The 21734-nt window shown below is 65.6% G+C and carries 17 protein-coding genes and 1 riboswitch; of the genes, 3 read left to right on the top strand and 14 right to left on the bottom strand.

The features are described from left to right. Positions 1 to 2: 2 nt before the first annotated feature. The 14 genes from L0D16_RS07930 to L0D16_RS07865 form a co-directional block, all read right to left on the bottom strand. Positions 3 to 1037: a thiamine ABC transporter substrate-binding protein gene (locus L0D16_RS07930; RefSeq protein WP_243031086.1), complete on the bottom strand. Its 1035-nt coding sequence runs from the start codon at positions 1035 to 1037 to the stop codon at positions 3 to 5. Between the two features lie 21 nt (positions 1038 to 1058). Further along, positions 1059 to 1154: riboswitch (TPP riboswitch) on the bottom strand. 47 nt (positions 1155 to 1201) lie between these two features. After that, positions 1202 to 2050 carry an alpha/beta fold hydrolase gene (locus L0D16_RS07925; RefSeq protein WP_243031084.1) on the bottom strand — a complete coding sequence of 283 codons (849 nt, stop codon included), beginning with the start codon at positions 2048 to 2050 and terminating at the stop codon, positions 1202 to 1204. Then, a complete protein-coding gene (locus L0D16_RS07920; RefSeq protein WP_243031082.1) occupies positions 2020 to 2259 on the bottom strand; it encodes a hypothetical protein in 240 nt (79 codons plus the stop codon). The genes L0D16_RS07925 and L0D16_RS07920 overlap by 31 nt, the downstream gene beginning before the upstream one ends. Then, positions 2256 to 2834 (bottom strand): fuculose-1-phosphate aldolase, encoded by a 579-nt coding sequence (locus L0D16_RS07915; RefSeq protein WP_243031081.1) that lies wholly within the window; start codon positions 2832 to 2834, stop codon positions 2256 to 2258. The genes L0D16_RS07920 and L0D16_RS07915 overlap by 4 nt, the downstream gene beginning before the upstream one ends. Positions 2835 to 2990: 156 nt before the next feature. After that, the gene (rpoC, locus tag L0D16_RS07910) at positions 2991 to 7562 is read right to left on the bottom strand and encodes a DNA-directed RNA polymerase subunit beta' (RefSeq protein WP_243031080.1); all 4572 of its coding nucleotides are present in this window, start codon (positions 7560 to 7562) and stop codon (positions 2991 to 2993) included. 40 nt (positions 7563 to 7602) lie between these two features. Continuing rightward, positions 7603 to 10962, bottom strand: coding sequence for a DNA-directed RNA polymerase subunit beta (rpoB, locus tag L0D16_RS07905; RefSeq protein WP_243031078.1), 3360 nt, complete (start codon positions 10960 to 10962; stop codon positions 7603 to 7605). Between the two features lie 181 nt (positions 10963 to 11143). Then, complete coding sequence (locus L0D16_RS07900) at positions 11144 to 11782, bottom strand: S4 domain-containing protein (protein ID WP_243031077.1); 639 nt, start codon at positions 11780 to 11782, stop codon at positions 11144 to 11146. A 197-nt stretch (positions 11783 to 11979) separates the two neighbouring features. Next, entirely contained in the window at positions 11980 to 12411 is a 432-nt protein-coding gene (gene fabZ / locus L0D16_RS07895; protein ID WP_243031076.1) for a 3-hydroxyacyl-ACP dehydratase FabZ, read from the bottom strand. 3 nt (positions 12412 to 12414) lie between these two features. Next, positions 12415 to 13446 (bottom strand): rod shape-determining protein, encoded by a 1032-nt coding sequence (mreB, locus tag L0D16_RS07890; protein WP_243031075.1) that lies wholly within the window; start codon positions 13444 to 13446, stop codon positions 12415 to 12417. Positions 13447 to 13463: 17 nt separating this feature from the next. Next, a complete protein-coding gene (gene rny / locus L0D16_RS07885) occupies positions 13464 to 15194 on the bottom strand; it encodes a ribonuclease Y (protein ID WP_243031071.1) in 1731 nt (576 codons plus the stop codon). Continuing rightward, the gene (gene recA, locus L0D16_RS07880) at positions 15195 to 16217 is read right to left on the bottom strand and encodes a recombinase RecA (protein ID WP_279231266.1); all 1023 of its coding nucleotides are present in this window, start codon (positions 16215 to 16217) and stop codon (positions 15195 to 15197) included. Then, positions 16168 to 16761, bottom strand: a complete 594-nt coding sequence (thpR, locus tag L0D16_RS07875) for an RNA 2',3'-cyclic phosphodiesterase (protein ID WP_243031069.1) — start codon at positions 16759 to 16761, stop codon at positions 16168 to 16170. Before thpR ends, recA begins: the two co-directional genes overlap by 50 nt. Next, positions 16758 to 17942: a CinA family nicotinamide mononucleotide deamidase-related protein gene (locus tag L0D16_RS07870; protein ID WP_243031068.1), complete on the bottom strand. Its 1185-nt coding sequence runs from the start codon at positions 17940 to 17942 to the stop codon at positions 16758 to 16760. Before L0D16_RS07870 ends, thpR begins: the two co-directional genes overlap by 4 nt. Continuing rightward, on the bottom strand, positions 17915 to 18700 hold the full coding sequence (locus L0D16_RS07865; protein ID WP_243031067.1) for a YgfZ family protein: 786 nt from the start codon (positions 18698 to 18700) through the stop codon (positions 17915 to 17917). The genes L0D16_RS07870 and L0D16_RS07865 overlap by 28 nt, the downstream gene beginning before the upstream one ends. A 38-nt stretch (positions 18701 to 18738) precedes the next feature. Here L0D16_RS07865 and L0D16_RS07860 point away from each other — a divergent pair, with 38 nt between their 5' ends. From L0D16_RS07860 to L0D16_RS07850, 3 genes are all read left to right on the top strand, one after another. Beyond that, on the top strand, positions 18739 to 19788 hold the full coding sequence (locus L0D16_RS07860) for an MFS transporter (RefSeq protein WP_243031066.1): 1050 nt from the start codon (positions 18739 to 18741) through the stop codon (positions 19786 to 19788). Continuing rightward, positions 19781 to 20407 (top strand): HAD family hydrolase, encoded by a 627-nt coding sequence (locus L0D16_RS07855; RefSeq protein ID WP_243031065.1) that lies wholly within the window; start codon positions 19781 to 19783, stop codon positions 20405 to 20407. The genes L0D16_RS07860 and L0D16_RS07855 overlap by 8 nt, the downstream gene beginning before the upstream one ends. A gap of 135 nt (positions 20408 to 20542) precedes the next feature. Continuing rightward, positions 20543 to 21631, top strand: coding sequence for an Ig-like domain-containing protein (locus tag L0D16_RS07850; RefSeq protein ID WP_243031064.1), 1089 nt, complete (start codon positions 20543 to 20545; stop codon positions 21629 to 21631). Positions 21632 to 21734 lie beyond the last annotated feature (103 nt).

Raw genomic sequence — 21734 nt, 5'->3', positions numbered from 1 at the left:
GGTTAGCGCCGGGAACGGCGCACCGCCTCGGGGCTTTGCCCCTGGAGGACCACCTTGGTCCACTCCTCAATCCAGCGCTCCCGGTTTTCCGCCATGGCCTTAGGGTCCAGGCGCACGCTCCCCACGGGCTCTGGGGCAAAGCGGAAGACCTCGGGGAGCTTGGCATCGCGGCGGGCCGGGTACATCCACATCTCCGTGGGAAGGTTCTCCTGCACCGGCTTGGAAAGGAACCAGTCCACCACCTTCCTGGCCCCTTCCAGGTTCTTGGTCCCCTTCAGGATCCCCACGAACTCCACCTGGAAGAAGGCCAGCTCCGGGAAAAGGTTCCCCGTGGGGGGCTCTTGGTACTTGCCCTCGGAGTAGTAGACCTCGGCGGCGGGGCTGGTGGTGTAGGAAACCACCAGGGGCCTATCCCCCTTGTAGAGGGTGAAGTGGGTGTAGTAGGCCTCGCTCCAGCCCTTGGCCACCCGCACCCCCCCATCCCGAAGCCGGGCCCAGAAGTCCAGGTAACCCTCCTCGCCAAAACGGGCCACCGTGGCCATGAGGAAGGCCAGGCCCGGGGAGCTGGTGGCGGGGTTTTGCACCACCAAAAGCCTGGCGTACTCGGGCCGGGCGAGGTCGGCGGGGACCTTGGGCAAGGGCCGGTCCTTGAAGTAGGCCCGGTGGTAGTTCAGGCTCACCCAGCCGTAGTCCACGGGCAGGGCACGAAACGTGGGGTCCAGAAGCAAGGTGGCCTTCAGGTTGCGGATCTCCGGGCTGCGATAGGGAAGCAGGATGTCCGCCTCGAGGGCCCGGGATAAAAAGGTGTTGTCAAAGCCGTAGATCACGTCGGCGATGGGGGCCCCCTTGGTGAGGATGGCCCGGTTTAGGGTCTCCCCGGCATCCCCACCCTTGAGGAAGCGGAGCTTCAGGCCCGTCTCCCGCTCAAACTGGGCGATGATCCCCTTGTCCAGGGAAAAGCTGCTGTGGGTGAGGACGGTGATCTCCTGGGCGAAGCCGAAGGCCAAAAGGACCAGCAAAGACCAAAACCTTAACATATAACCCCTCCTTGTCACCGGGAGGGGCCTTGGTCACCTTCCCTACGCCGGCATTACCCGGTTCAGGTTCCAAGGGTATTTCTCAGCCCCATAGGAGGAGCACCCCCGGTGACGCCTAGAGTTTACCACCCTCCCCGGCCAAAGAAGGGCCACCCCGGCCCCTTTCACACCCTCCAGGGAACCAGCAGGCCCTCGAGGCTCTCCCGAAAAACCTCGCCAAAGGCCTCCGGCTGGTCGATCCAGGGGTAGTGCCCGGCCTCCGGGACCACGCGGATGGGAGCCCGAAGGCGCTCCGCCACCTCCTCGGCGTAGGGGTAGCTGGTGCCGTCCTTCTCCCCCACCACCACCGCCACCGGCCTGCGGCTTGGGGCAAGGTAGGGGGTGTAGTCCAGCCGCCAAAGGCCGTTATGCCAAAAGGCCAAGGCCGGGGTGTCCGGCCCCAGTATCCCCGAGCCTTCCGCCACCCACTCGTACTCCAGGCGGCCATGGGGCGTGGGGAACATGAGGCGGTCAAAGAGCGCCTTGGGCTCCGCCTTCTGCAAAGCGGCCCTCAGGTTTTCCTCCGGATCCCCCAAAGGCTCCAGGCCCGCCGCCTGCGCCAGCCGGGCGGAAAGCCAGGGAAAGCTCACCCAGGGGGCCAGCAGGAGAGCCCCATCCACCTCTGGGTAGCGGCGGAGGAGCTCCAGGGCCACCAGGGCCCCGAAGCCGTGGGCCAGAAGGTGAAACCGCTCAATCCCTAGGGCCTCGGCCAGGGCTAAGGTGTCCTCCACCAGGGCATCCACGGTGAAAAGCCTCGGGTCTTGGGGAAGCTCCAGGCTCCGGCCCGAACCCCGCTGGTCAAAGTAGATGACCCGGAAATCCTCCAGGTAGTCCTGAAGCCCTTCCCTAAGGGCATAGGCGTTGCCCCCAGGCCCGCCGTGGAGGACGATGAGGGCGGGAGCGTGCTCCTCCCCCACGTCCTCCACGTAGAGCTCCGCTTCCCCTACGGGGATGTAGCCGATTTCTTCCCGCATCCCCTATAGACTACCCCATCCTGCAGGGTAAAGGCCCAAACCTTAACCCCGGGAAGGGCCTGGGCCTTTCCCAAGGCCTCCTCCCCGGCGCCGAACACCTCCAGAAGCCACACCCCTTCCCCCGCAAGAAGCCAAAAGGGATGGGGAAGCTCCCGGGCCAGGGCCAGAAGGGCCTCCTTGTCCTTCCCCTCCACGAAGAGCACCCTCATCCCTTCCCCCAAAGGCGGTGGTAGAAGAGGATCTCGGCGCTCTCCTCCAGGGTGGTGAGGAGGCTATAGGCCTCTAAAAGGGCCTCCTCCGGTTTCTCCTTGAGCCCGATGGCGAAGGCCCCATGCCCCCTTAGGAGGCAGGCCCGCCTGTCCTTAAGGGCCTCGGCCACGGCTAAGGCGGCCTCGAGGGTAGCGCTCACGGTTTTGGGGGCCAGCACCGGGACCTCCTTCAGGTAGTACTGGCCCTCGAGGTCCAGGGGCACCAGGGAGTCCAGGTGCAGGGAAAGGGCCACCGCCACCCGGGGGTGGGCATGGACGATGGCCCGGGCCGGCGTCCGCAGGTAAACCTCCCGGTGGATGACGCTTTCCACGCTGGCCCCTGGCGGGAAAGGACCCTCCAGGGGCACCTCCACCAGGTCCTCCGGGGTAAGCCTCCCCTTCTGCACCCCGCTTTTCGTGATGAGAAAGCCCTCCTTGGTGCGCACGGAAAAGTTGCCCGCGGTGGCGGAAATGAGCCTATGGTGGAAAAGGTCCTCCCCCACCTGGCGAAAGACCCCATAAAGCCGGGCCAACATGGTCCCATTATGGCGCACTCCCGGCGCAAGCAGGGTCAGCGGGTAATGCCCGGCCTCCGCCAACACCCTGGAAAAAGGCCTGGGGGGAAGCCATGGAACCCGGCCGGCAAAAGAAGCCCCCAACCCGGCCCAGCCGGGTTGGGGCATGGGATAGCCTTAGGCCTGCTTTCCGGGCTGCTCCCGGCGGGCAGGGCGGCGCACCGCGGGTTCCTTGGCCTCCACTGCCTCTTTGCGGGCCTCCTCGATGGCCTTGAGGGTCTTTTTGTCCACCACCTGGGTAAAGCGGACGAAGTCGCTTCCCGTGCCGGCGGGGATCAGGCGGCCCAGGATGACGTTTTCCTTAAGGCCGATGAGCTCGTCCTTCTTGCCGGCGATGGCCGCCTCGGTGAGCACGTGGGTGGTGTTCTGGAAGCTGGCGGCGGAAAGCCAGCTCCTGGTGGAAAGGGCACTCTTGGTAACCCCCATGAGGAGGGGCTTCCAGGCCACGGGGGTTTTGCCCTCGGCGATGAGCCGTTCGTTCAGGGCCTCCACGTCCCACTTCTCCAGGACTTGGCCCTCCAGAAGCCGGCTATCCCCGGGGTCGGTGACCTCCACGTACTTGAGCATCTGCCGCACCACGATCTCAATGTGCTTGTCGTGGAGCTTCACCCCCTGGGCCCGGTAGACCTTCTGGATCTCGTCCACCAGGTAGCGCTCCACCGCCTCGGGGCCCTTGGCCTCCAGAAGCTGGTGGGGGTCCACGGCCCCGCGGGTCAGGGGCTGGCCGGCTTCCACGTAGTCCCCGTCCTTCACCAGCAAGCGGGCATCCTTGGGGAGCTTGTACTCCTTGGAAAAGCCTTCGGACTCCACGAAGACCGAAAGCTTCTCCTCGGTTTCCTCAATGCGCACCACCCCGTCGATCTCGGAGATCACCGCCTTGGCCTTGGGCCTGCGGGCCTCAAAGAGCTCGATGACCCGGGGCAGACCCTGGGTGATATCCGTGCCCACCGCCACGCCACCCGTGTGGAAGGTGCGCATGGTGAGCTGGGTGCCGGGCTCGCCGATGGACTCCGCCGCCACCACCCCCACCGCCTCGCCGATGGACACGGGCCGGGCCATGGAAAGGTCGTAGCCGTAGCACTTCTGGCACACCCCGTAGCGGGTCTGGCAGGTGAGGGGGCTCCGCACCGGCACCTCCTTGATCTCCCCGGCCTCCGCCGCCTTGATGAGGAGGGCCACGTCCTCGAGGGTCAGGTACCGCCCTTCCTCCAGCCGCTGGCCCAGAACCTCTACCTCCCGGGCCAAAACCCGGCCATAAAGCCCAGACTCGATGTCGGAGCGCTTCCTCAGGCGCAAGGTCCGGGTTACCTCGTCGGGCTGGAAAAGGGGTACCGAAATGAAGTTGGTGGTGCCGCAGTCCGCCTCCCGCACCACGATCTCGTGGGCCACGTCCACCAGCTTCCGGGTGAGGTACCCGGAGTCCGCGGTCCTGAGGGCGGTGTCGGCCCCACCCTTGCGGGCCCCGTGGCTGGAGATGAAGTACTCCAACACGGTGAGGCCCTCCCGGAAGGAGGAGCGCACCGGCACCTCAAAGGTCTCCCCCGAGGGCTTTTGCATGAGGCCGCGCATGCCGCAAAGCTGGCGGATCTGCTGGGGGTTACCCCGGGCCCCGGACTGGGCCATCACATAGAGGGGATTGAAGGGGTAGTTCTCCTCAAAGTTCTTGAAGACCGCCTGGGTGACCTTTTCCGTGGTCTCGGTCCAGAGCTGGATCACCTGGTCGTAGCGCTCCCGGTCGGTGAGGAAGCCCATCTCGTAGGCCTGCTCGATCTGCCGGAGCTTCCTATCCGCCTCCTCCAAGAACTTCTGCTTCTCGGGAGGGATCACGGCATCGTCAATGCCGATGGTGATCCCGCTGGTGGTGGAAAGGGTGAAGCCGTAGTACTTGAGGGCATCCAGGAGCCGGGCGGTCTTCTCAATGCCCAAGCGCAGGAAGGACTGGTAGACCAGGTCCTTAAGGGAGTTCTTCTCCTGGGGCACGTCCATCTGCAAAAGCTCCTGGGCCACCTTCTCGTCCCCCACCGCCTCGCCCACAATGCGGGCAAAGAGCACCCGGCCCGGGCTGGTCTCCAGCCGCTTGCCCAGGTAGCGCACCGTGACCACGTCCTGGAGGTCCAAAAGGCCGTGGGCCACCGCCAAAAGGGCCTCGTCGGGGCTGGCGAAAACGAACTTGATGCGGCCCACGCTGGTCTCCCTACCCCCCACCTTGATGGGGGCGTTCAAGGCCACCTCCCCCCGCTCGTAGGCGGCCAGGGCCTCCTCCACCGTGGCGAACTCCCGGCCCGCCCCCTTCTTCTCCCGGCGCACCTGGGTGATGTAGTAAAGCCCCAGGATGATGTCCCGGCTGGGCTTGGCCAAGGGTTCCCCGGAGGCCGGGGAGAGGAGGTTGTGGGCCGAGAGCATCTGGATGCGGGCCTCCGCCTGGGCGAAGGAGGAGAGGGGCACGTGCACCGCCATCTGGTCCCCGTCAAAGTCGGCGTTAAAGGCCTCGCAGACCAGGGGGTGGAGCTGGATGGACTGCCCCTCCACCAAGACCGGCTGGAAGGCCTGGATGCCCAGGCGGTGCAGGGTGGGGGCCCGGTTCAGGAGGACCACCTTGCCGTGGATCACCTCCTCCAGGGCATCCCACACCTCGTCCTTGATGTCCCGCTGCCTTTCCAGCATCCGGCGGGCCGCCTTGACGTTGGGGGCGATGCCCTTTTCCTCCATCTTCTTGAGGAGGAAGGGCTTGAAGAGCTCCAGGGCCATGCGCTTGGGCAGGCCGCACTGGTGGAGCTTGAGCTGGGGCCCCACCACGATCACGCTTCGCCCCGAGTAGTCCACCCGCTTGCCCAAGAGGTTCTGGCGGAAGCGGCCCTGCTTGCCGGAGAGGATGTCGGTGAGGCTACGCAAGGGGCGTTCGGAGCCCGGGTTGGTGACGGGAGAACCGCGGCGGCCGTTGTCAATGACCGCATCCACCGCCTCCTGGAGCATGCGCTTCTCGTTGCGGATGATGATCTCCGGAGCCCCCTGGGCCAGGAGCTTCTTCAGGCGGTTGTTGCGGTTGATGAGGCGGCGGTAGAGGTCGTTGAGGTCGCTGGTGGCGAAGCGCCCCCCGTCCACCTGCACCATGGGCCGGAGGTCGGGAGGTAGCACGGGGACCGCCTCCAGGACCATCCACTCCGGGCGGTTGCCGGAGTCCAGGAAGGCCCGCACCACCTCGAGGCGCTTCCGGGCCTTGGCCCGCCGGGCCCGGGAGGGGTGCTTCATCTCCTCCAGGAGCTCGGCCTCCAGCTTCTCCAGGTCCAGCTCCTTCAGAAGGGCCTGGATGGCCTCGGCCCCCATGCGGGCGTCAATGTCGTAGGACTCCACCACCCGCACCACGTTCCGCACCAGGTCCACCTCCACCCGGCCGTAGATCTCGCTCTTGACCTTGCCCCCATCCGCCAGGACGTCCCCCGGGGCCACCCGGTCCCCGGTGGTCACCTCCACGTCGTCCTCAAAGGGGTAGAGGCGGGCCTTCATCACCACGATGCTGGCGGGCTCGTGCAGGTGGACCACCCCCTCGGCCTCGGCGATCACCTCCTCCTCGGGGTCAATGGCCGCCACCACCTTCTCCCCCACCTGGACGTGGGCCCCCTCGGGCACCACCACGTTCATGTGGGGGGCCACCGCATAGTCCTTGGGCTCCGTCCACTCCAGGAAGAACGTGAGGTAGACGGTATCCCCTTCCTCCTCCGCCTCCACCTCCTTGGCGGCCATGTGCCGGGGCATGCGCAAAAGCCCCCGCCCTTCCGCCAAGGGCTGGCCCTTTTCCACCACCTCCCCCTGGACCACCAAGGGGGTAAGCCCCACGGGGAGGAAGTAGCGGACCACGGGCTCATCCTCCTTAAGCAGGGTGAGGAGGTGGCCCTCCTCCAGCTCCTTAAGCTCCACCACCCCCTCCTCCTCCGCCCGGAAGCGGTAGGGCTCGGGCAGCTCGGCCAGGACCTCCCCTGGCCTATAGGCCTCCTTCTCCACCCAAGCGCTTAGGGGAAGGCGGAGGCCCGCCCGCTCCTTGCGCAGGTACTCTATGCGCACCCGCCGGGGGAAGCGGTACAGGGCCACCCCGTCCATGCGGCTCACCACCCCGGGGAACAGCTCCTGCCCCTTCACCACCTCCTCCCCGTCCTTGACCAGGGCGTCCACCCCTTGGGGCAAGGGGTAGGTTTCCTGCTTACCGTAGCGGAGTTCCCGGTACTCCTCGTCCGTGAGAAGCTGCCGCTTCTGCACCGGCACCCCATCCAGCACCGCCCCCTTGGGGTCCAAGACGATGTACTTGCTGAAGTAGAGGACCTGCTCCAGCTCGGTGGCGGAGAGGTCCAGAAGGGTCCCGATCTTGGAGGGCACGTCCTTCACGAACCAGATGTGGGCCGCCGGGGTGGCCAGCTCAATGTGCCCCATGCGGTAGCGGCGCACGATGCTCTTGGTGACCTCCACCCCACAGCGCTCGCACACCTTGCCCTCAAAGCGCTGGCGCTTGTACTTGCCGCAGCCGCACTCGTAGTCCTTGGTGGGGCCGAAGATGCGCTCGTCAAAGAGCCCATCCTTTTCAGGCTTCAGGGAGCGGTAGTTGATGGTTTCGGGCTTCTCCACCTCCCCGTAGCTCCAGGAGCGGATCTTTTCCGGAGAGGCCAGGGCGATGCGGACCTTGCGAACTTCCTTTTTCATTCTTCCTCCGCTAAGAGCCATCCCGCTTCTTCCGTGCGGTTTACCGCTTGGACGCCAAGCCCTCAAAGATGTCCACGGGGTTATCCCGCTCATCCAGGGTCTGCACGTCCAGGGCCAAGGCCTGAAGTTCCTTTACCAGAACCCGGAAGGATTCGGGCACGCTGGGCTCGGGCACGTCCTCCCCCTTGATGATGGCCTCGTAGGCGGCGTTACGACCCTCGATGTCGTCGGACTTTAGGGTGAGCATCTCCTGCAGGGTGTGGGCGGCCCCGTAGGCCTCCAGGGCCCACACCTCCATCTCCCCGAAGCGCTGGCCACCGAACTGGGCCTTGCCGCCTAAGGGCTGTTGGGTGATGAGGGAGTAGGGGCCGGTGGAGCGGGCGTGCATCTTGTCCTCCACCATGTGGTAGAGCTTCATGATGAACATCTGCCCCACCACGATGGGGCCCTCTATGGGCTCGCCGGAGCGGCCATCGTAGAGGACCACCTTGCCCTGGGTAAAGAGCTCCCTTAGTTGCTCCTCCGGGCTTGTGCCCGGGCTCACCAGACCCAGCTTCTCCGCCCGGGCCAGCACCTCCAGCTCCCTCTTGTCCACCCCGAAGCCCTCCTCCTTGCGCTTACCGAAATAGAGGTCAAAGGCCTCGGCCAGAAGAGCCTTGATCTCCGGCTCCGTGGCCCCGTCAAAGACCGGGGAGATGTAGCGCTGGCCCAGGAAGTAACCCGCCAGGCCCAGGTGGGTTTCCAGGATCTGCCCCAGGTTCATCCGGCTGGGCACGCCCAAGGGATTCAGGATGATGTCCACCGGGGTGCCATCGGGCAGGTGGGGCATGTCCTCCACGGGGAGGATCTTGGCCACCACTCCCTTGTTCCCGTGGCGGTTGGCCAGCTTATCCCCCACCTGGAGCTTGCGCTTTTGCGCCACGTAGACCCGCACCACCTCCCGCACCCCGGGCTTGAGCTCCACCCCGGGGTCCCCCCGCCTCAGGCGCAGGGTGCCCACCACGATGCCCCCCTCACCCGGGGGAACCCTCAAGGAGGTATCCTTTACATCCCGGGCCTTGTCGCCAAAGATGGAGCGAAGAAGCCGCTCTTCGGGAGAAGGCTCCTGCTCCCCCTTGAAGCTGGTGCGGCCCACCAGGATGTCCCCGGGCTTGACCTCAGCCCCGATGCGCACCACCCCTTCCTCGTCCAGGTCCCTAAGGGCGGCCTCGGAAAGGTGGGGGATATCCCGGGTGATGCGCTCCGGGCCCAGCTTGGTATCCCGGGCCTCGATCTCGTAGCGCTCAATGTGGATGGAGGTGTAGAAGTCCCGCTTTAGGAGCTCCTCGCTGATGACGATGGCGTCCTCAAAGTTGTAGCCGTCAAAGGGCATGATGGCCACCAGGACGTTCTGCCCCAGGGCCAAAAAGCCCTCCTCGGAGGCGGGGCCATCCGCCAGGAGATCCCCCTTCTTGACCCTCTGGCCCGCGGTCACCCGGGGGCGCTGGTCCAAGGCGGTGCCCTGGTTGGAACGGGCAAAGCGGCGCAAGGCGTACTCCACCAGGCGGCCGTCCTCGTAGCGCACGGCGATGCGGCGGCCATCCACCGCCACCACCTCCCCGTCCTCCTCGGCGTAGACCGCGGCCAGGGAGTCCCGCACCACCCGCTCCTCGAGGCCCGTCATCACCACCGGGGCCTGGGCCCGGATCAGGGGCACCGCCTGGGTCTGCATGTTGGAACCCATCAGGGCCCGGTTGGCGTCGTCGTGCTCCAGGAAGGGAATGAGGTTGGTGTTCACGGAGAAGACCTGCTTGGGGCTCACGTCCATGAACTCCACCTCTTCCGGAGCCACGATCACCGGCTCCCCCCGGCGCCTGGCCACCACCCGGTCGGTGGCGATGCGGTTACCCTCCAAGGGGGTGTTGGCCTGGGCGATGGTGTACCGGTCCTCCTCGGTGGCGGTCATGTAGAGCACCTCGTCGGTGACCACCCCGTCCTTCACCCGGCGGTAGGGGGTGCGGATGAAGCCCAAGTGATCCACCCGGGCGTAGGCGGCCAAGGAGGTGATGAGGCCGATGTTGGCCCCTTCCGGGGTTTCCACCGGGCAGATGCGGCCATAGTGGGTGCGGTGCACGTCGCGCACGTCAAAGCCTGCCCGTTCCCGGGTAAGGCCCCCAGGCCCCAAGGCAGAGATGCGCCGCTTGTGGCGCAGGGAGGAGAGGGGGTTGGTCTCGTCCTTGAACTGGGAAAGCTGGCTGCGGCTGAAGAACTCGCGGATGGCCGCCTCGAGGGGCCGGTTGTTCACCAGCTTGGCCGGGGTAAGGGTATCGGCGGAGCCCATCACCATCCGCTCCCGCACCCCGCGGGCCAGGCGGCTTAGGCCCACCCGGAACTGGTCGGCCATGAGCTCCCCCACGGTGCGGATGCGGCGGTTGCCCAGGTGGTCAATGTCGTCCACCTCATGCCCAGGAACCCCGGCCATCAGGGCAAAGAGGTAGCGCAAGGTGGGCAGGAAGATCTCGTCCTTGAACTCCCCGTCCTCAAAGCGCACCAGGGTGCGGCCGGAAAGGCCCACGCCCAGCTTCTCCTCCGCCTTGTACCGCCCCGCCTCCCCCAGGTCGTAGCGCCGGGGATCGGCCAAGAGGCCATGGAGGTAGGCCAGGGCCTTGTCCTTCTTGGGGGGATCGCCGGGGCGGAGCAGGGTAAAGAGGCGCACCAAGGCCTCCTCCGGGCGCATGGCCAGCACCGCCTCGTCCAGAAGGCCCCCCACCAGTTCCCCGTAGGCCCCAAGCTCCCGGTTCAGGGCTTCCGCATCGTAGCCCAGAACCCTGAGGAGGAGGATCAGGGGGAACTTGCGCTTGTTGACCTTCATGGAAATGGTGCCGTTTTGCTCCACCTCCAGGTCAATCCACGGACCCCGCTTGGGCAAGGGGATGATGCTGGCCACGTAACGCCCGGGCCGGGCGGGGTCCGGGGTGAAGTAGACCCCGGGGGAGCGGTGGATCTGGGAAACGATCACCCGGTCGGCCCCGTTGATGATGAAGGAGCCGTCCTGGGTCATGAGGGGGAGGTGGCCCAGGAAGACCTCGTCCTCCTTGATGAGCCCCGTGTCCTTGTGGATGAGCTGGAGGCGGGCATAGAGGGGAGCCTGGTAGGTCAGGTCCTTCTCCCGGCACTCGTCCTGGGAAAAGGGGGGCTCGCCGATGCGGTACTCCAGGAAATCCAGGACCATACCCCCCTTGCCCTTGTCCCCCTCCTCCACGGGGAAGGTTTCCTTGAAGGCCGCCTGGATGCCCACATCCTCCCGTTTATCCGGGGGAACATCGGCCTGGAGGGCCTTTCTATAGGACTCCACCTGGATTTCCGTCAAAGGGGGAAGGGGTATAACCTCTCGGATGCGACCGAATCGCTTGATCTCCATGCGTCACCTCTGGGAAAGCGGGCCGCCCGAGGTAAGCTAACAGGGTTCTTCCGCAAGGGGGCCTCCCCTTGCGGCGGCTGGCTCTTACCGTGCTCCCTTGGCCCGACCAAAGAGCACAAACCTTAGCTTATAGGGCAGTCCCTTAAGCCGTCAAGCCTACCCGACCCTGGCCTTTTTGCTCCTACCGTTCCACCTCCACCTTGATTTTATAGTTCCCCCGCCGGGTTTCGCCAAGCACCTCCAAAAGCCTCAGGCTTCCTAGGCCCTCGGCCAACAGGGTGTCCCCGGGAGCCATCTCGTCCTTGGGGGAGGCCACCTTGCCCTTTAGCCGCACCTTCCCCGCCCTCACCCCTTGGGCGAAATAGCTACGGGAAACCCCAAAGCCCTTGGCCCCCACGGCGTCCACCCTTAAAGAAGGCACCACCAGGGTGCGCACCCGCTCGTTCGCCGCCCGCAAGGCCCCTTCCGGGGGTGGCAGGAGGGTGTAACCCGCCTCCTCCAAAGCCTGCTTCCCCTTGGCGGACACCGCCACCAGGTGGCCTTCGCCAAAGGCCTCCTGGTCCCCCATGGCCTCCCCCAGATCCGGGGGTTCCTCCTCCAGGAAGACCACCGCCACCGGATCGTGCACGGAAGGGACCTCCGGGGGATACAGCACCGCCACCTTCCTCTTGGCCAGGGGGAACCCCCCGAAAAAGGCCACGTTAAGCCCTTCCATTCGGGCCTTTTCCTCCAGAAGGGCCTGTTCCTCCGGGTCCAGGAAGCCGGTTTCCACCACCCGTCCGCCCCGGGCCCGCTTCAGGTAGGCCATGAGGTCCGCCACCAGGAAAGATGATACCCCAACGAAAGCCCTCCACCTGGGCCAAGGCCGGGCTGATCCCCCTGGGCCTCTCCTAGGGAATGCCGGCCGGGGTGGGCTTTCGCCACCGGGCGGTACCTGGCCACCAAGCCCTTTCCCTGCCCCTCCTGCGGCAGATCCTCGAGGTCTGGCTTCCCCGCTTTCTAGCCCCTAGCACCCCCCTACTCCGCGCCCTCCCGGACCACGAAGCTTAGGCGGGCGCTGGCCCTTTCCTCCCCTTCCACCAAGGCCCTAACCGCCACCTTGCCCAGGCCCCGGCGGAAGAGGAGAAGCTCCCCCTCCAGGATCAAGGTATCCCCCGGCACCACGGGCTTTTTAAAGCGGGCTTCCTCTATCCCCGCCAAGAAAACCAGTCCCCCAGGCTGGAAACCCGGCTGTCTGGCGATGACGCCCACCGCCGCCTGGGCCATGGCCTCGAGGATCAGCACCCCGGGCATGATGGGGTAGCCGGGGAAATGCCCCTGGAAGTGGGGCTCGTTGAAGGTGACATTCTTCATGGCCCGGAAGGTTTTCTCATCGGCATGAAGAACCCGGTCAATGAGGAGAAAAGGGTACCGGTGGGGCAGAAGGCGGAGAATCTCGGTGATCTCCACCGCTCACCTCTTAAGCACGTCGTCCGAGGAGAGGATGGTGTCCTCCAGCACGTGGAGCATCTCCAAGGCCTTGCCCGTGCCCAGGGCCACCGCCTCAATGGGGTTTTCCGCCACCACCACCGGCACCCCCGTGGCCTCCTGCAGGGCCACGTCCAGGTTTTTAAGGAGCGCCCCGCCCCCGGTAAGGAGAATGCCCCTTTCGTAAATGTCCGAGGCCAGCTCGGGAGGCGTGGTTTCCAACACCGTCTTCACCCCCTGGAAGATCTTTTCCAGAGGCTCCCTCAGGGCTTCCACCACATCCTCTGCGGGGATCTCCGCCGTGCGGGGAAGGCCGGTGATCAGGTCCCGGCCCCGCACCTCGGCCACCTCCTTCTCCTCGCCGGGAAGAATCTTGGCCCGCCCCAGCTGGATCTTGAGCTCCTCGGCGGTGCGCTCCCCTATGAGGAGGTTGTACTTTTGCCGCACGTAGCGGATGATGGCCTGGTCCATCTCGTTGCCGGCGATCCTTAGGCTTTCGGAGCGCACGATGCCCCCTAAGGAGATGACGGCGATGTCCGTGGAACCCCCGCCGATGTCCACCACCATATTGCCCGTGGGCTCGGCCACGTTGATCCCCGCCCCAATGGCCGCTGCCAACGGCTCTTCTATGAGGTAGACCTTGTGGGCCATGGAGGAAACCGCCTGCACCACCGCCCGCCTCTCCACGTCGGTGACCCCCGAGGGCACCCCCACCATGACCCGAGGCCGGAAAAAGCGGCTCATGGGGGAAAGAACCTTCTGGAGGAACAAAAGGAGCATCCGCTCCGTGAGGGCATAGTCGGCGATGACCCCGTCTTTAAGGGGCCGCACCGCCACGATGTTCCCGGGGGTGCGCCCCAGCATGCGGTAGGCCTCGGCCCCCACCGCCTTCACCTCCCGCTTCCCCTGCACCACCGCAATCACCGAGGGCTCGCGCAAGACGATCCCCTTCCCCCGCACGTAAATGAGAACGCTGGCCGTTCCCAGGTCAATCCCGATGTCCTCACCCCTCAACATAATCGCCCCATTTTAGCCTACTTAGCGTACTCCACCGCCCGTGTCTCCCGCACCACCGTCACCTGCACCTGGCCCGGGTAGTTCATCTCCCGCTCAATGCGGCCTGCGATCTCCCGCGCCAGGAGGGTGGCCTTGGCGTCGGTGATCTTATCGGGTTTGACGATGACCCTAACCTCCCTCCCCGCCTGCACGGCAAAGGCCGTCTCCACCCCGGGGAAGGAAAGGGCGATGCGCTCCAGGGCCTCGAGGCGCTGCAGATACTCCTCCAGGCTCTCCCGCCGGGCCCCGGGCCGGGCAGCGGAGAGGGCGTCGGCGGCCGCCACCAAAACCGCATACACGGTTTCCGCGTTCTCCGGGTCGTGGTGGTGGGCGATGCCGTCTATGACCTCTAAAGGCTCCCCGAAGCGGCGGGCCAGGGCAATCCCGATCTCCACGTGGCTTCCCTCCACCTCCCGGTCCACGCTCTTGCCGATGTCGTGAAGGAGCCCCGCCCGCCGGGCCAAGGCGGCATCCAGACCCAGCTCCGCGGCCATGATGCCCGCGAGGTGGGCCACCTGTACGGAGTGCTTGAGGACGTTTTGCCCGTAGCTGGAGCGGAAGTGAAGCCGGCCAAGAAGCTGGACGAGCCCGGGCTTTAACCCCACCACCCCCGCCTCCAGGGCCGCCTCCTCACCCCGCTCGTAGATGAAGGTCTTCATCTCCTGCTTGGCCTTTTCCACCACCTCCTCAATGCGGCTAGGGTGGATGCGTCCATCCTTGAGGAGCTCCTCCAGGGCCATGCGGGCGATCTCCCGGCGGATGGGGTTGAAGGAGGAAAGCAAGACGGCCTCCGGGGTGTCGTCAATAATGAGGTCCACCCCCGTCAGGGCCTCAAAGGTGCGGATGTTCCGCCCCTCGCGCCCGATGATCCGCCCCTTCATGGCATCGGAGGGGATGGGCACCACGGAGACCGCCAGCTGGGCTGCGGTTTCCGAGGCCTGACGCTGCATGGCCTGGGCCAGGATCTTCTGGGCCTCCTTGCGGGCCTCGAGGCGCACCCTTTCCAAAGCCGCCCGCACCCTTTGGGCCTTCTCCTCCTCCAGCTCCCGATCCAGCCTCTCCAGGATGAGGCGCCGGGCCTCCTCCGGGGAAAGGCCCGCCACCTGGTAAAGCCTCCTTTCTATCTCCCCTTCCCGCTCCTGAAGCTGGGCTTCCCGGGCCCTTAAGGCCTCCTCCCTTTGGGAGAGGGATTCCTCCAGGGCATCCAGCTTCAGGGCCCGGGCGTCCAAGGCCTCACCCCGCTTGGAAAGCCTTTCCGCCTCCCGCCTAAGCTCCTCCCGCTCCCCCTTGAGGCGCTCCCTTTCCGCCTTTAGCTCCTCCTGCAGGGCTTTAAGCCTTTCCCGCTCGGCCTTAAGCTCCTCCCGCTCGGCCTTTAGGCGCTCCTCCGCCTCCTGCAAACGTTTCCTGGCCTCGGCCTCCAAAGCCTCCGAGCGGCGTTTGAGCTCCGATTCCAGCTCCTGGCGCAAGGACTTGGCCCGCTCCTCCGCCTCCTGGCGCAGGGCCTTGGCCTCGGCCCGGGCCGCCTCCAGGATCTCCTTGGCCTCTTTGCGGGCCGCCTCGAGGGCCTCCCTAGCCTCCCCCCTGGCGGCATCCAGCAGCCGTTTGGCCTCCTCCGCGCTCCGGTCCTCCCCCTTGCGCCTAAGGAGCAAGGCCCCCGCCAGGACCAAGACCAGGAGAAAAAGCCCCAGGTCCAAAAGGGTCGGGGTCATCTACTCCTCCCCTTCCTCGCTTCCCGCGAGCACCACCTCGTGGGCCCTCTCCAGCACCTTGGCCCGGATCTCCTCCACAAGCTCGGGCCGCTCCCGAAGGTACTCCGCGGCCTTCTCCTTACCCTGGCCCAGGCGGGCCTCCCCGTAGGAGAACCAGCTTCCCGCCTTCTCAATGACCCCTGCGGCCACGGCCACGTTCACCAGGTCCATCACCGGGTCCAGGCCCTTGCCGAAGTAGATCTCCAGCTCCGCCTCGCGGAAGGGCGGGGCCAGCTTATTCTTCACCACCTTCACCTTGACCCGTATGCCCACCGCCTCGTTGCCCACCTTGATGGGCTGGCCGCTTTTGCGCACGTCCAGGCGCACGCTGGAGTAGAACTTCAGGGCCCTGCCCCCGGGGGTGGTCTCGGGGTTGCCGTACATCACCCCCACCTTCTCCCGCACCTGGTTGATGAAGATGGCGGCGGTGTTGCTCTTGGAAAGCACCGCGGTGAGCTTGCGCAGGGCCTGGCTCATGAGCCTGGCCTGCAGGCCCACGTGCTGGTCCCCCATCTCCCCCTCGATCTCCGCCTTGGGCACCAAGGCGGCCACCGAATCCACCACGATCACGTCCACCGCCCCCGAGCGGGCCAGGAGTTCCACGATCTCCAGGGCCTGCTCCCCGGTGTCGGGCTGGGAGACCAGGAGGTCTTCCACCTTTACCCCTAGCTTCTGGGCGTAAAGGGGGTCCAAGGCGTGCTCCGCATCCACAAAGGCAGCCACACCCCCTTGCTTTTGCGCCTGGGCGATGATGGTGAGGGCCAAGGTGGTCTTCCCCCCGGACTCGGGGCCGTAGATCTCAATGACCCTACCCCGGGGAATGCCCCCGATCCCCAAGGCCAGGTCCAGGCCCAAGGAGCCGGTGGGGATCACGTCCACCTGCAACTTGGGCATCTCCCCCAGGCGCATGACCGCGCCCTTGCCAAACTCCTTCTCAATGGTCTTGAGAGCGTTCTCCAGCGCTTTCCTCTTGTTCTCGTCCATGCTCACCTCGCAAAGGGAATCTTTCCAAAATGGTATATACGGGCCCCTTGGGCTTAAGCTCCGAGCGCACCAGGGCGAACTCCGTCACCGGCCACTCCAGGCCGAAGACCACCGGGGGCACCCGGGGAGCCGGGGCCTTGCGCCGGGCCAAGGTGATGTGGGGCTTGAAGGGCTTGTCCCCCCCGGCCAGGAGGGCCTCCTCCCCCAGGGCTTCCCGAACCCCCTGCCGAAGCCCTTCCGCCAACAGGGCGAAGCCTTCCCCTTCCGCCTTGGCAAACCAGACCCTTGGGGTGCCCTCGTTGGGAAAGTAGCCCGTGCCCCGGATGCGGGCGGTAAAAGGGGGATGAAGCCGCCCAAGGCGGTGGCCCAAGGCCAGGAGATCCGCCAGGTCTCCTTCCGGCCTTTCCCCCAGGAAAAGGAGGGTTAGGTGGAGGTGGTGGGGCGCCACCTCCCTCCACCCCTTGTAGCGGGCCACCCGTCCCTGAGCCTCCACCAAGGCCCGCTTCACCTCTTCGGGAAGAAAGATCGCGTAGAAGAGCCTCATGTTAGGAGTAAGGCCAAGGCGGCATACACGCTTCGGAGCCGCACCACCTCCCGGTCCCCGGGGAAGCGGTAGCGGCGCACCTCCGTCCCCTTAGGCCCCGCCAGGGCCACGAAAACCGTGCCCACGGGTTGATCCTCCAAGGGGTCCGGCCCCGCCACCCCCGTGGTGGAAAGGGCATAGGTGGAACCGAAAAGCACCCGGGCGGCCTCCGCCATGGCCTTGGCCGTATCGGCGGAAACCGTCTTGGCGAGGAGTTCCTCCGGCACACCGAAGCGGGCCTTGGCCCCTACGGAATAGGATACCACGCCCCCCAGGTAGAAGCGGCTGGCCCCCGGTACCCGGGTAATCTCCGCCCCCAAAAGCCCCCCGGTGAGGCTTTCCATGGTGGAGAGGGTGGCCCCTTCCAGCTCCAGGCGGCGCTTCACCGCCTCGGCCAAGGTCAGGTCCCCCTCCCCCCAGACCTCCTTAAGAAGCCTTTTCTTTATCCTGTCCGCCAGGTCGGCCACCAGCTCCTCCCGGCCCCTTACCACCACCTCCACCCCCTGGAGCTTGGGGTAGGTGCCCACCTCCACCTCCTCGTTCCGTCTAAAGAGCTCCCCAAGCCGCTCCACGATCTCCGACTCCCCGATGCCCCAGGTCTTTAAAACCCGCTTGGCGTAAGGGCGGCGGGGAAGGTTCAGCTGGGGCAAGACCTCCGCCCACATGGGCCGCCACTCGGGGGGAGGCCCGGGCAGGAGGATCAGGTCCTTTCCCCCCTTATGCACCCACCAACCCGGGGCGGTGCCCCGGGGGTTCTTAAGCCAGGTGGCCGAGGGGATCCTCAAGGCCTGCTTGCGGTTGGCCTCGGGCATGGGCCGCCCCCGGGCCCGGAAGAGGGCCTCTATTTCCGCCAGCATGGCCTCGTCCAGCTCCAAGGGCTCCCCCAAGGCCTCGGCCACCGCCTCCCGGGTCACGTCGTCGGGGGTGGGGCCTAGGCCCCCCGAAAGCACCAAGAGCCGGGCCCGCTCCCAGGCCTGGGCCACCTCCCGGGCCAGGGGCAGGGGTTCGTCCACCACCCTGAGGGTCCTTTCCACCTTAAGGGCGTAGGCCTCGAGGCTTCTGGCGATCTCCGCGGTGTTGGTGTCCAGGGTCTCCCCGTAGATGAGCTCCGTGCCTACCCCGATGATCTCCGCCCGCTCCATATCGCCTCCTCAAAGGGCCAGGCCTCCACCTGAAAACGCCCCCCATCCCCTTCCAACACCGCGCCCAAGGGCACCTCCCGGCGCACCACCCCAAAGCCCAAGGCCCCGTAGGGGGTGGCCCTGACCCGCTTGGCCTGCCCCACCTCCCGCCCCTCCCAAAAGAGGGGCCAGGGGCCTTCCCCCTCCGGGTAAGGAGGGAGGCCCACCAGACCCGCGGGACGGTGGTGCACCTCCTTGCCCTCGAGGCGGGCCATGATTTCCTGGCCCACGTAACACCCCTTGCCGTAGTCCACCAGGGGAAGAAGCCCCACGCTTTGGGGCAGCTCCCCCTGGATGTCGGAAAGAAGGTAAAACCCCTTCAGAAGGGAGAAAAGGGGATAAAGGTCCTGCGGGTAAGCCTCCCCCCTCTCCTCGGCCACCTCCTCCCGGCCATCGGCATAAAGCCGGCGGTAGAGGGGGAGGTCCAGAAGCTCCACCTGATCAAAGACGATGTAGCGCCTGAGCCGGGCCCTTAAGCCCTCCAAGGTACCCCAGGGGGCTAGGAGGTAGCCTTCCGGGTGCGGGAATACCGTGGCCGCCTCCTCAATCTGGCCCCGATGGTTGAGGAAAAGGGCCCCCATGGGCCCGGATAGCCGCCTCAGGTCCCGGGTGCACTGGCCCTGGAGGAAGGAAAGGGCATCCGGTCCCCGGAGCAGCAAAACCCCGGGAAAGGCGAAGTACCCCTCGCCCGCCAAGGCTTTTTCCAAGGCCTCCTCCATGCTTCCCATTATTGACCAAAGGGTCAGATAGGGGGAGAATGGCGAACGTGCGCCTCTTCTGGGGCTCCTTTGTGGCGCTTTTCCTGGTGGGCGTGATCGTGGCCCTCCCGGGGGCGGCCCTCCCCGAGTGGCGGGGGCGTTACGCCGTGGGCGGGGAGGTCTCCTGGTTTTTCACCGCCCTCCTCCTGGGCTTGCTCCTGGGAGTCCGCCTGGCCCAAGGAGGAAGGCGCCACCCCCTTTTTCCCGCCGCCCTTGGCCTTGTGGGCCTGGCCCTGTGGGGGGTGGCCCTGGCCCCCACCTTCCCCTTGGTAGTGGCCCTGGCCTTCCTCCTGGGGCTGGGGGAAGGGGTGATGAACGTCCACGGCAACAGCCTGGTAGGTGAGCTTGACCCCAGAAGGCGGGTGGAACTCCTCAACCGGGTGAACGTGGCCTTCGGCCTAGGGGCGGTCTTCACCCCCTTCGCCCTCACCCTTTTGCCCTACACGGGCGTGCTCACCCTAGCCGGCCTCCTGGCCTGGGTGGGTGCCCTCCTCCTTTGGCAAGCCCCGGCGGTAGCCCACACTCCCCGGGAACGCGGGCCTGGGCTTTGGCCCTTCCTGTTGGTGGTGGCGGTCTATACGGGCCTGGAAGGGGCCTTGGCCGCCTGGAACCGGGTTTATTTGGAGCACCTGGGCCATTCCACGGCCCTGGGGGGCTTCCTCCTTTCCCTGTACTGGCTTTTCCTAGCCCTGGGCCGCCTCTTTTTGGCCGGGCGGGTGGCGCAAAACCCCTTGGGCGCCCTAAAAGGGCTTCTCCTTGGGGTCCTAGCCCTCCTCACCCTCAACCTCCTCCCCCCCACGGCCCTCCTCTTTCCCCTGACCGGTTTCCTCCTGGGCCCCCTTTTCTCCACCCTCTTCGCCTTGGTGCAGGCCCGATACGGCCACCGGGCCCTGGGCGGATTGCTCTATGCGGGGGCCACGGGAAGCACCGTGATCCCTGCCCTCTTTGCCCTGTTGCCCACGGCGGGGATTCCCTATGGGCTTTTTCTCCTGGCCCTAGGGCTTTTTTTCCTAATCTCCGGATTGGAGCGGAGGGTAGCCCATGCTTAAGGCCCTGCTCTTTGACCTGGACGGCACCCTGGCCGACACCGACCCCCTGCACCTTTGGGCCTGGCGGGAGGCCCTGGCGCCCTGGGGTATAGGGGTGGACGAAGCCTTTTACCGGAAGCGGATCTCGGGCCGGCTCAATCCTGACATCCTCCAGGACCTCTTGGGGCTAGATGGGGAGGCGGCCGCCCAGATCATAGAGGCCAAGGAGGCCCGGTTTCGGGAACTAGCCCAGGACCTAAAGCCCATGCCGGGCCTCCTCGAGCTTTTGGAGGAGGCCCAGGCCAAGGGCCTCACCTGGGGCGTGGTGACCAACGCCCCCAAGGCCAACGCCCACCACGTGCTTGGGGCTTTGGGTCTAAAGCCTCCTCTTTTGGTCTTGGCGGAGGAGGTGGGCCGGGGGAAGCCCCATCCCCTCCCCTACCAGGTGGCCCTGAAAAGGCTTGGTCTCCTTCCCAAGGAAGCCTTGGCCTTTGAGGACTCCCCCTCGGGGGTAAGGAGCGCCGTGGGGGCGGGGATTACCACCTACGCCATTCTTTCAGGGCACCCTAGGGAAGCGCTTCTTGAAGCGGGCGCGGACCGGGTTATTGCATCCTTTATGGATTTTTTGCTTCTTCCCTAAACTTTCGTTATCGGCACAATTATTTATCTATCGTCCTTTTTGCCATTAGGTCTGTCGTTCAGGTGCAGATAAACCTTGCCAAAAGCGGAGGTTTTGTAGTATGCGACTGGGCGCTTGCCCAAGGAGGTTCGTACCATGAAGAAAACACTGGCTCTTATGATGGCTGGGGCCCTGGCGCTCCTCCTGGGTGCCTGCGACACCCAGACCACCGGCGGGGATACGGGTAAGTCCTCGGTTACGGTTTCCGTAGCCTTTCCCCAGCGCCAGGTTTCGGGAAGCGGTCTAACGCCCCAAGGGGTGCCGTGGAGTGCAGAAGAAGCCGATGTAAAAGTCTACAACGAACAAGGAATCTTGGTGGAGTCGGCCACGCTTACCCGACAAAACCCCACGGGGAGCTTCATTCTGGAGAATGGAACGTATAACTTTGAGGTTTCCGTTTGGAACTACCAGCGTCAAAACGAGGTGGCGTGGGGCAGGGAAACCCACACCATTACCCGAAGCACCAACCTCCTCCTAAAGCCTAAGACCATCTTGGGGGATGCCTGGCTATCCTTTAGCGGTAACGGCATCCTCTCGCCCGGGGAAGAGCTGAACCTGCGGCTTTGGGTGGTGGAACCAGGGATACCTGTGGGATCTTCTAATGGGTCCTTCCCCCTGGACGACTACGAGGTTAGCTACCAGATCGGGACCTGCACCCAGTCTAACTGCTCGGACTTCACCCCCAGCACCGCGGCCACCATAGAGGCCCAAAGCAAAATCGGGGTGCGGATCAAGGCAGGTCAGGTTCAGCAAAACACAAGCGTTCGGGTTAAGGCAGTGGTGTCCGGGCTTGGAAGCAACCACCAGCCCACCACCCTGACCCGTTTCAGCCCGCCCATCCAGTTACTGGTATCCGGGAGCGGCGTGGGGGTCACGCTGGACTTTAACCCACCCTGGGTTTGGCTTAGTACTCCCTCTCCCTCCTACGGCGCCTCTGTCCCCGTAGGCCAGGCCGTCACCTTCTCTGGCAGTGCTAGTGACGGGGAGACCCAGGTAACCTATCTCAAGGTCTACGTGAACTCTAGCGAAATCCCGGTCAACCTCACCCCGGCCCTTCCCGCGAGCTCCACCACCTTCACCTTCACCTTCACCCCCACCACCCCTGGCCAGTACGACATTGACATCGTGGCCTTTGACGGCGCCGGCAACTCCCGCCGCTTCTACACCCACGTCAACGCCCAGTAGGATCGGCTAGCGGTGCGGCCTGGGGCTATCCCAGGCCGCCCCTTTACCGTAAAGGGGGGTGTGGGGGGCCATAATGCCCCGGACCTTCAGTCCGGGGATACAT

Origin of the sequence: Thermus altitudinis (assembly GCF_022760835.1) — a bacterium.
GTDB classification, from domain to species: domain Bacteria; phylum Deinococcota; class Deinococci; order Deinococcales; family Thermaceae; genus Thermus; species Thermus altitudinis.
Note: the sequence above shows the minus strand (reverse complement) of the source record. Positions and strands in the feature narration are given on the sequence as shown.

Bases quoted from the DNA above. Each gene is read 5' to 3' on its own strand.
- L0D16_RS07930 (WP_243031086.1), bottom strand. From the start codon at position 1,037: ATGTTAAGGTTTTGGTCTTTGCTGGTCCTTTTGGCCTTCGGCTTCGCC.
- L0D16_RS07925 (WP_243031084.1), bottom strand. From the start codon at position 2,050: ATGCGGGAAGAAATCGGCTACATCCCCGTAGGGGAAGCGGAGCTCTAC.
- L0D16_RS07920 (WP_243031082.1), bottom strand. From the start codon at position 2,259: ATGAGGGTGCTCTTCGTGGAGGGGAAGGACAAGGAGGCCCTTCTGGCC.
- L0D16_RS07915 (WP_243031081.1), bottom strand. From the start codon at position 2,834: ATGTTGGCCCGGCTTTATGGGGTCTTTCGCCAGGTGGGGGAGGACCTT.
- rpoC (WP_243031080.1), bottom strand. From the start codon at position 7,562: ATGAAAAAGGAAGTTCGCAAGGTCCGCATCGCCCTGGCCTCTCCGGAA.
- rpoB (WP_243031078.1), bottom strand. From the start codon at position 10,962: ATGGAGATCAAGCGATTCGGTCGCATCCGAGAGGTTATACCCCTTCCC.
- mreB (WP_243031075.1), bottom strand. From the start codon at position 13,446: ATGTTGAGGGGTGAGGACATCGGGATTGACCTGGGAACGGCCAGCGTT.
- rny (WP_243031071.1), bottom strand. From the start codon at position 15,194: ATGACCCCGACCCTTTTGGACCTGGGGCTTTTTCTCCTGGTCTTGGTC.
- recA (WP_279231266.1), bottom strand. From the start codon at position 16,217: ATGGACGAGAACAAGAGGAAAGCGCTGGAGAACGCTCTCAAGACCATT.
- thpR (WP_243031069.1), bottom strand. From the start codon at position 16,761: ATGAGGCTCTTCTACGCGATCTTTCTTCCCGAAGAGGTGAAGCGGGCC.
- L0D16_RS07870 (WP_243031068.1), bottom strand. From the start codon at position 17,942: ATGGAGCGGGCGGAGATCATCGGGGTAGGCACGGAGCTCATCTACGGG.
- L0D16_RS07865 (WP_243031067.1), bottom strand. From the start codon at position 18,700: ATGGAGGAGGCCTTGGAAAAAGCCTTGGCGGGCGAGGGGTACTTCGCC.
- L0D16_RS07860 (WP_243031066.1), top strand. From the start codon at position 18,739: ATGGCGAACGTGCGCCTCTTCTGGGGCTCCTTTGTGGCGCTTTTCCTG.
- L0D16_RS07855 (WP_243031065.1), top strand. From the start codon at position 19,781: ATGCTTAAGGCCCTGCTCTTTGACCTGGACGGCACCCTGGCCGACACC.
- L0D16_RS07850 (WP_243031064.1), top strand. From the start codon at position 20,543: ATGAAGAAAACACTGGCTCTTATGATGGCTGGGGCCCTGGCGCTCCTC.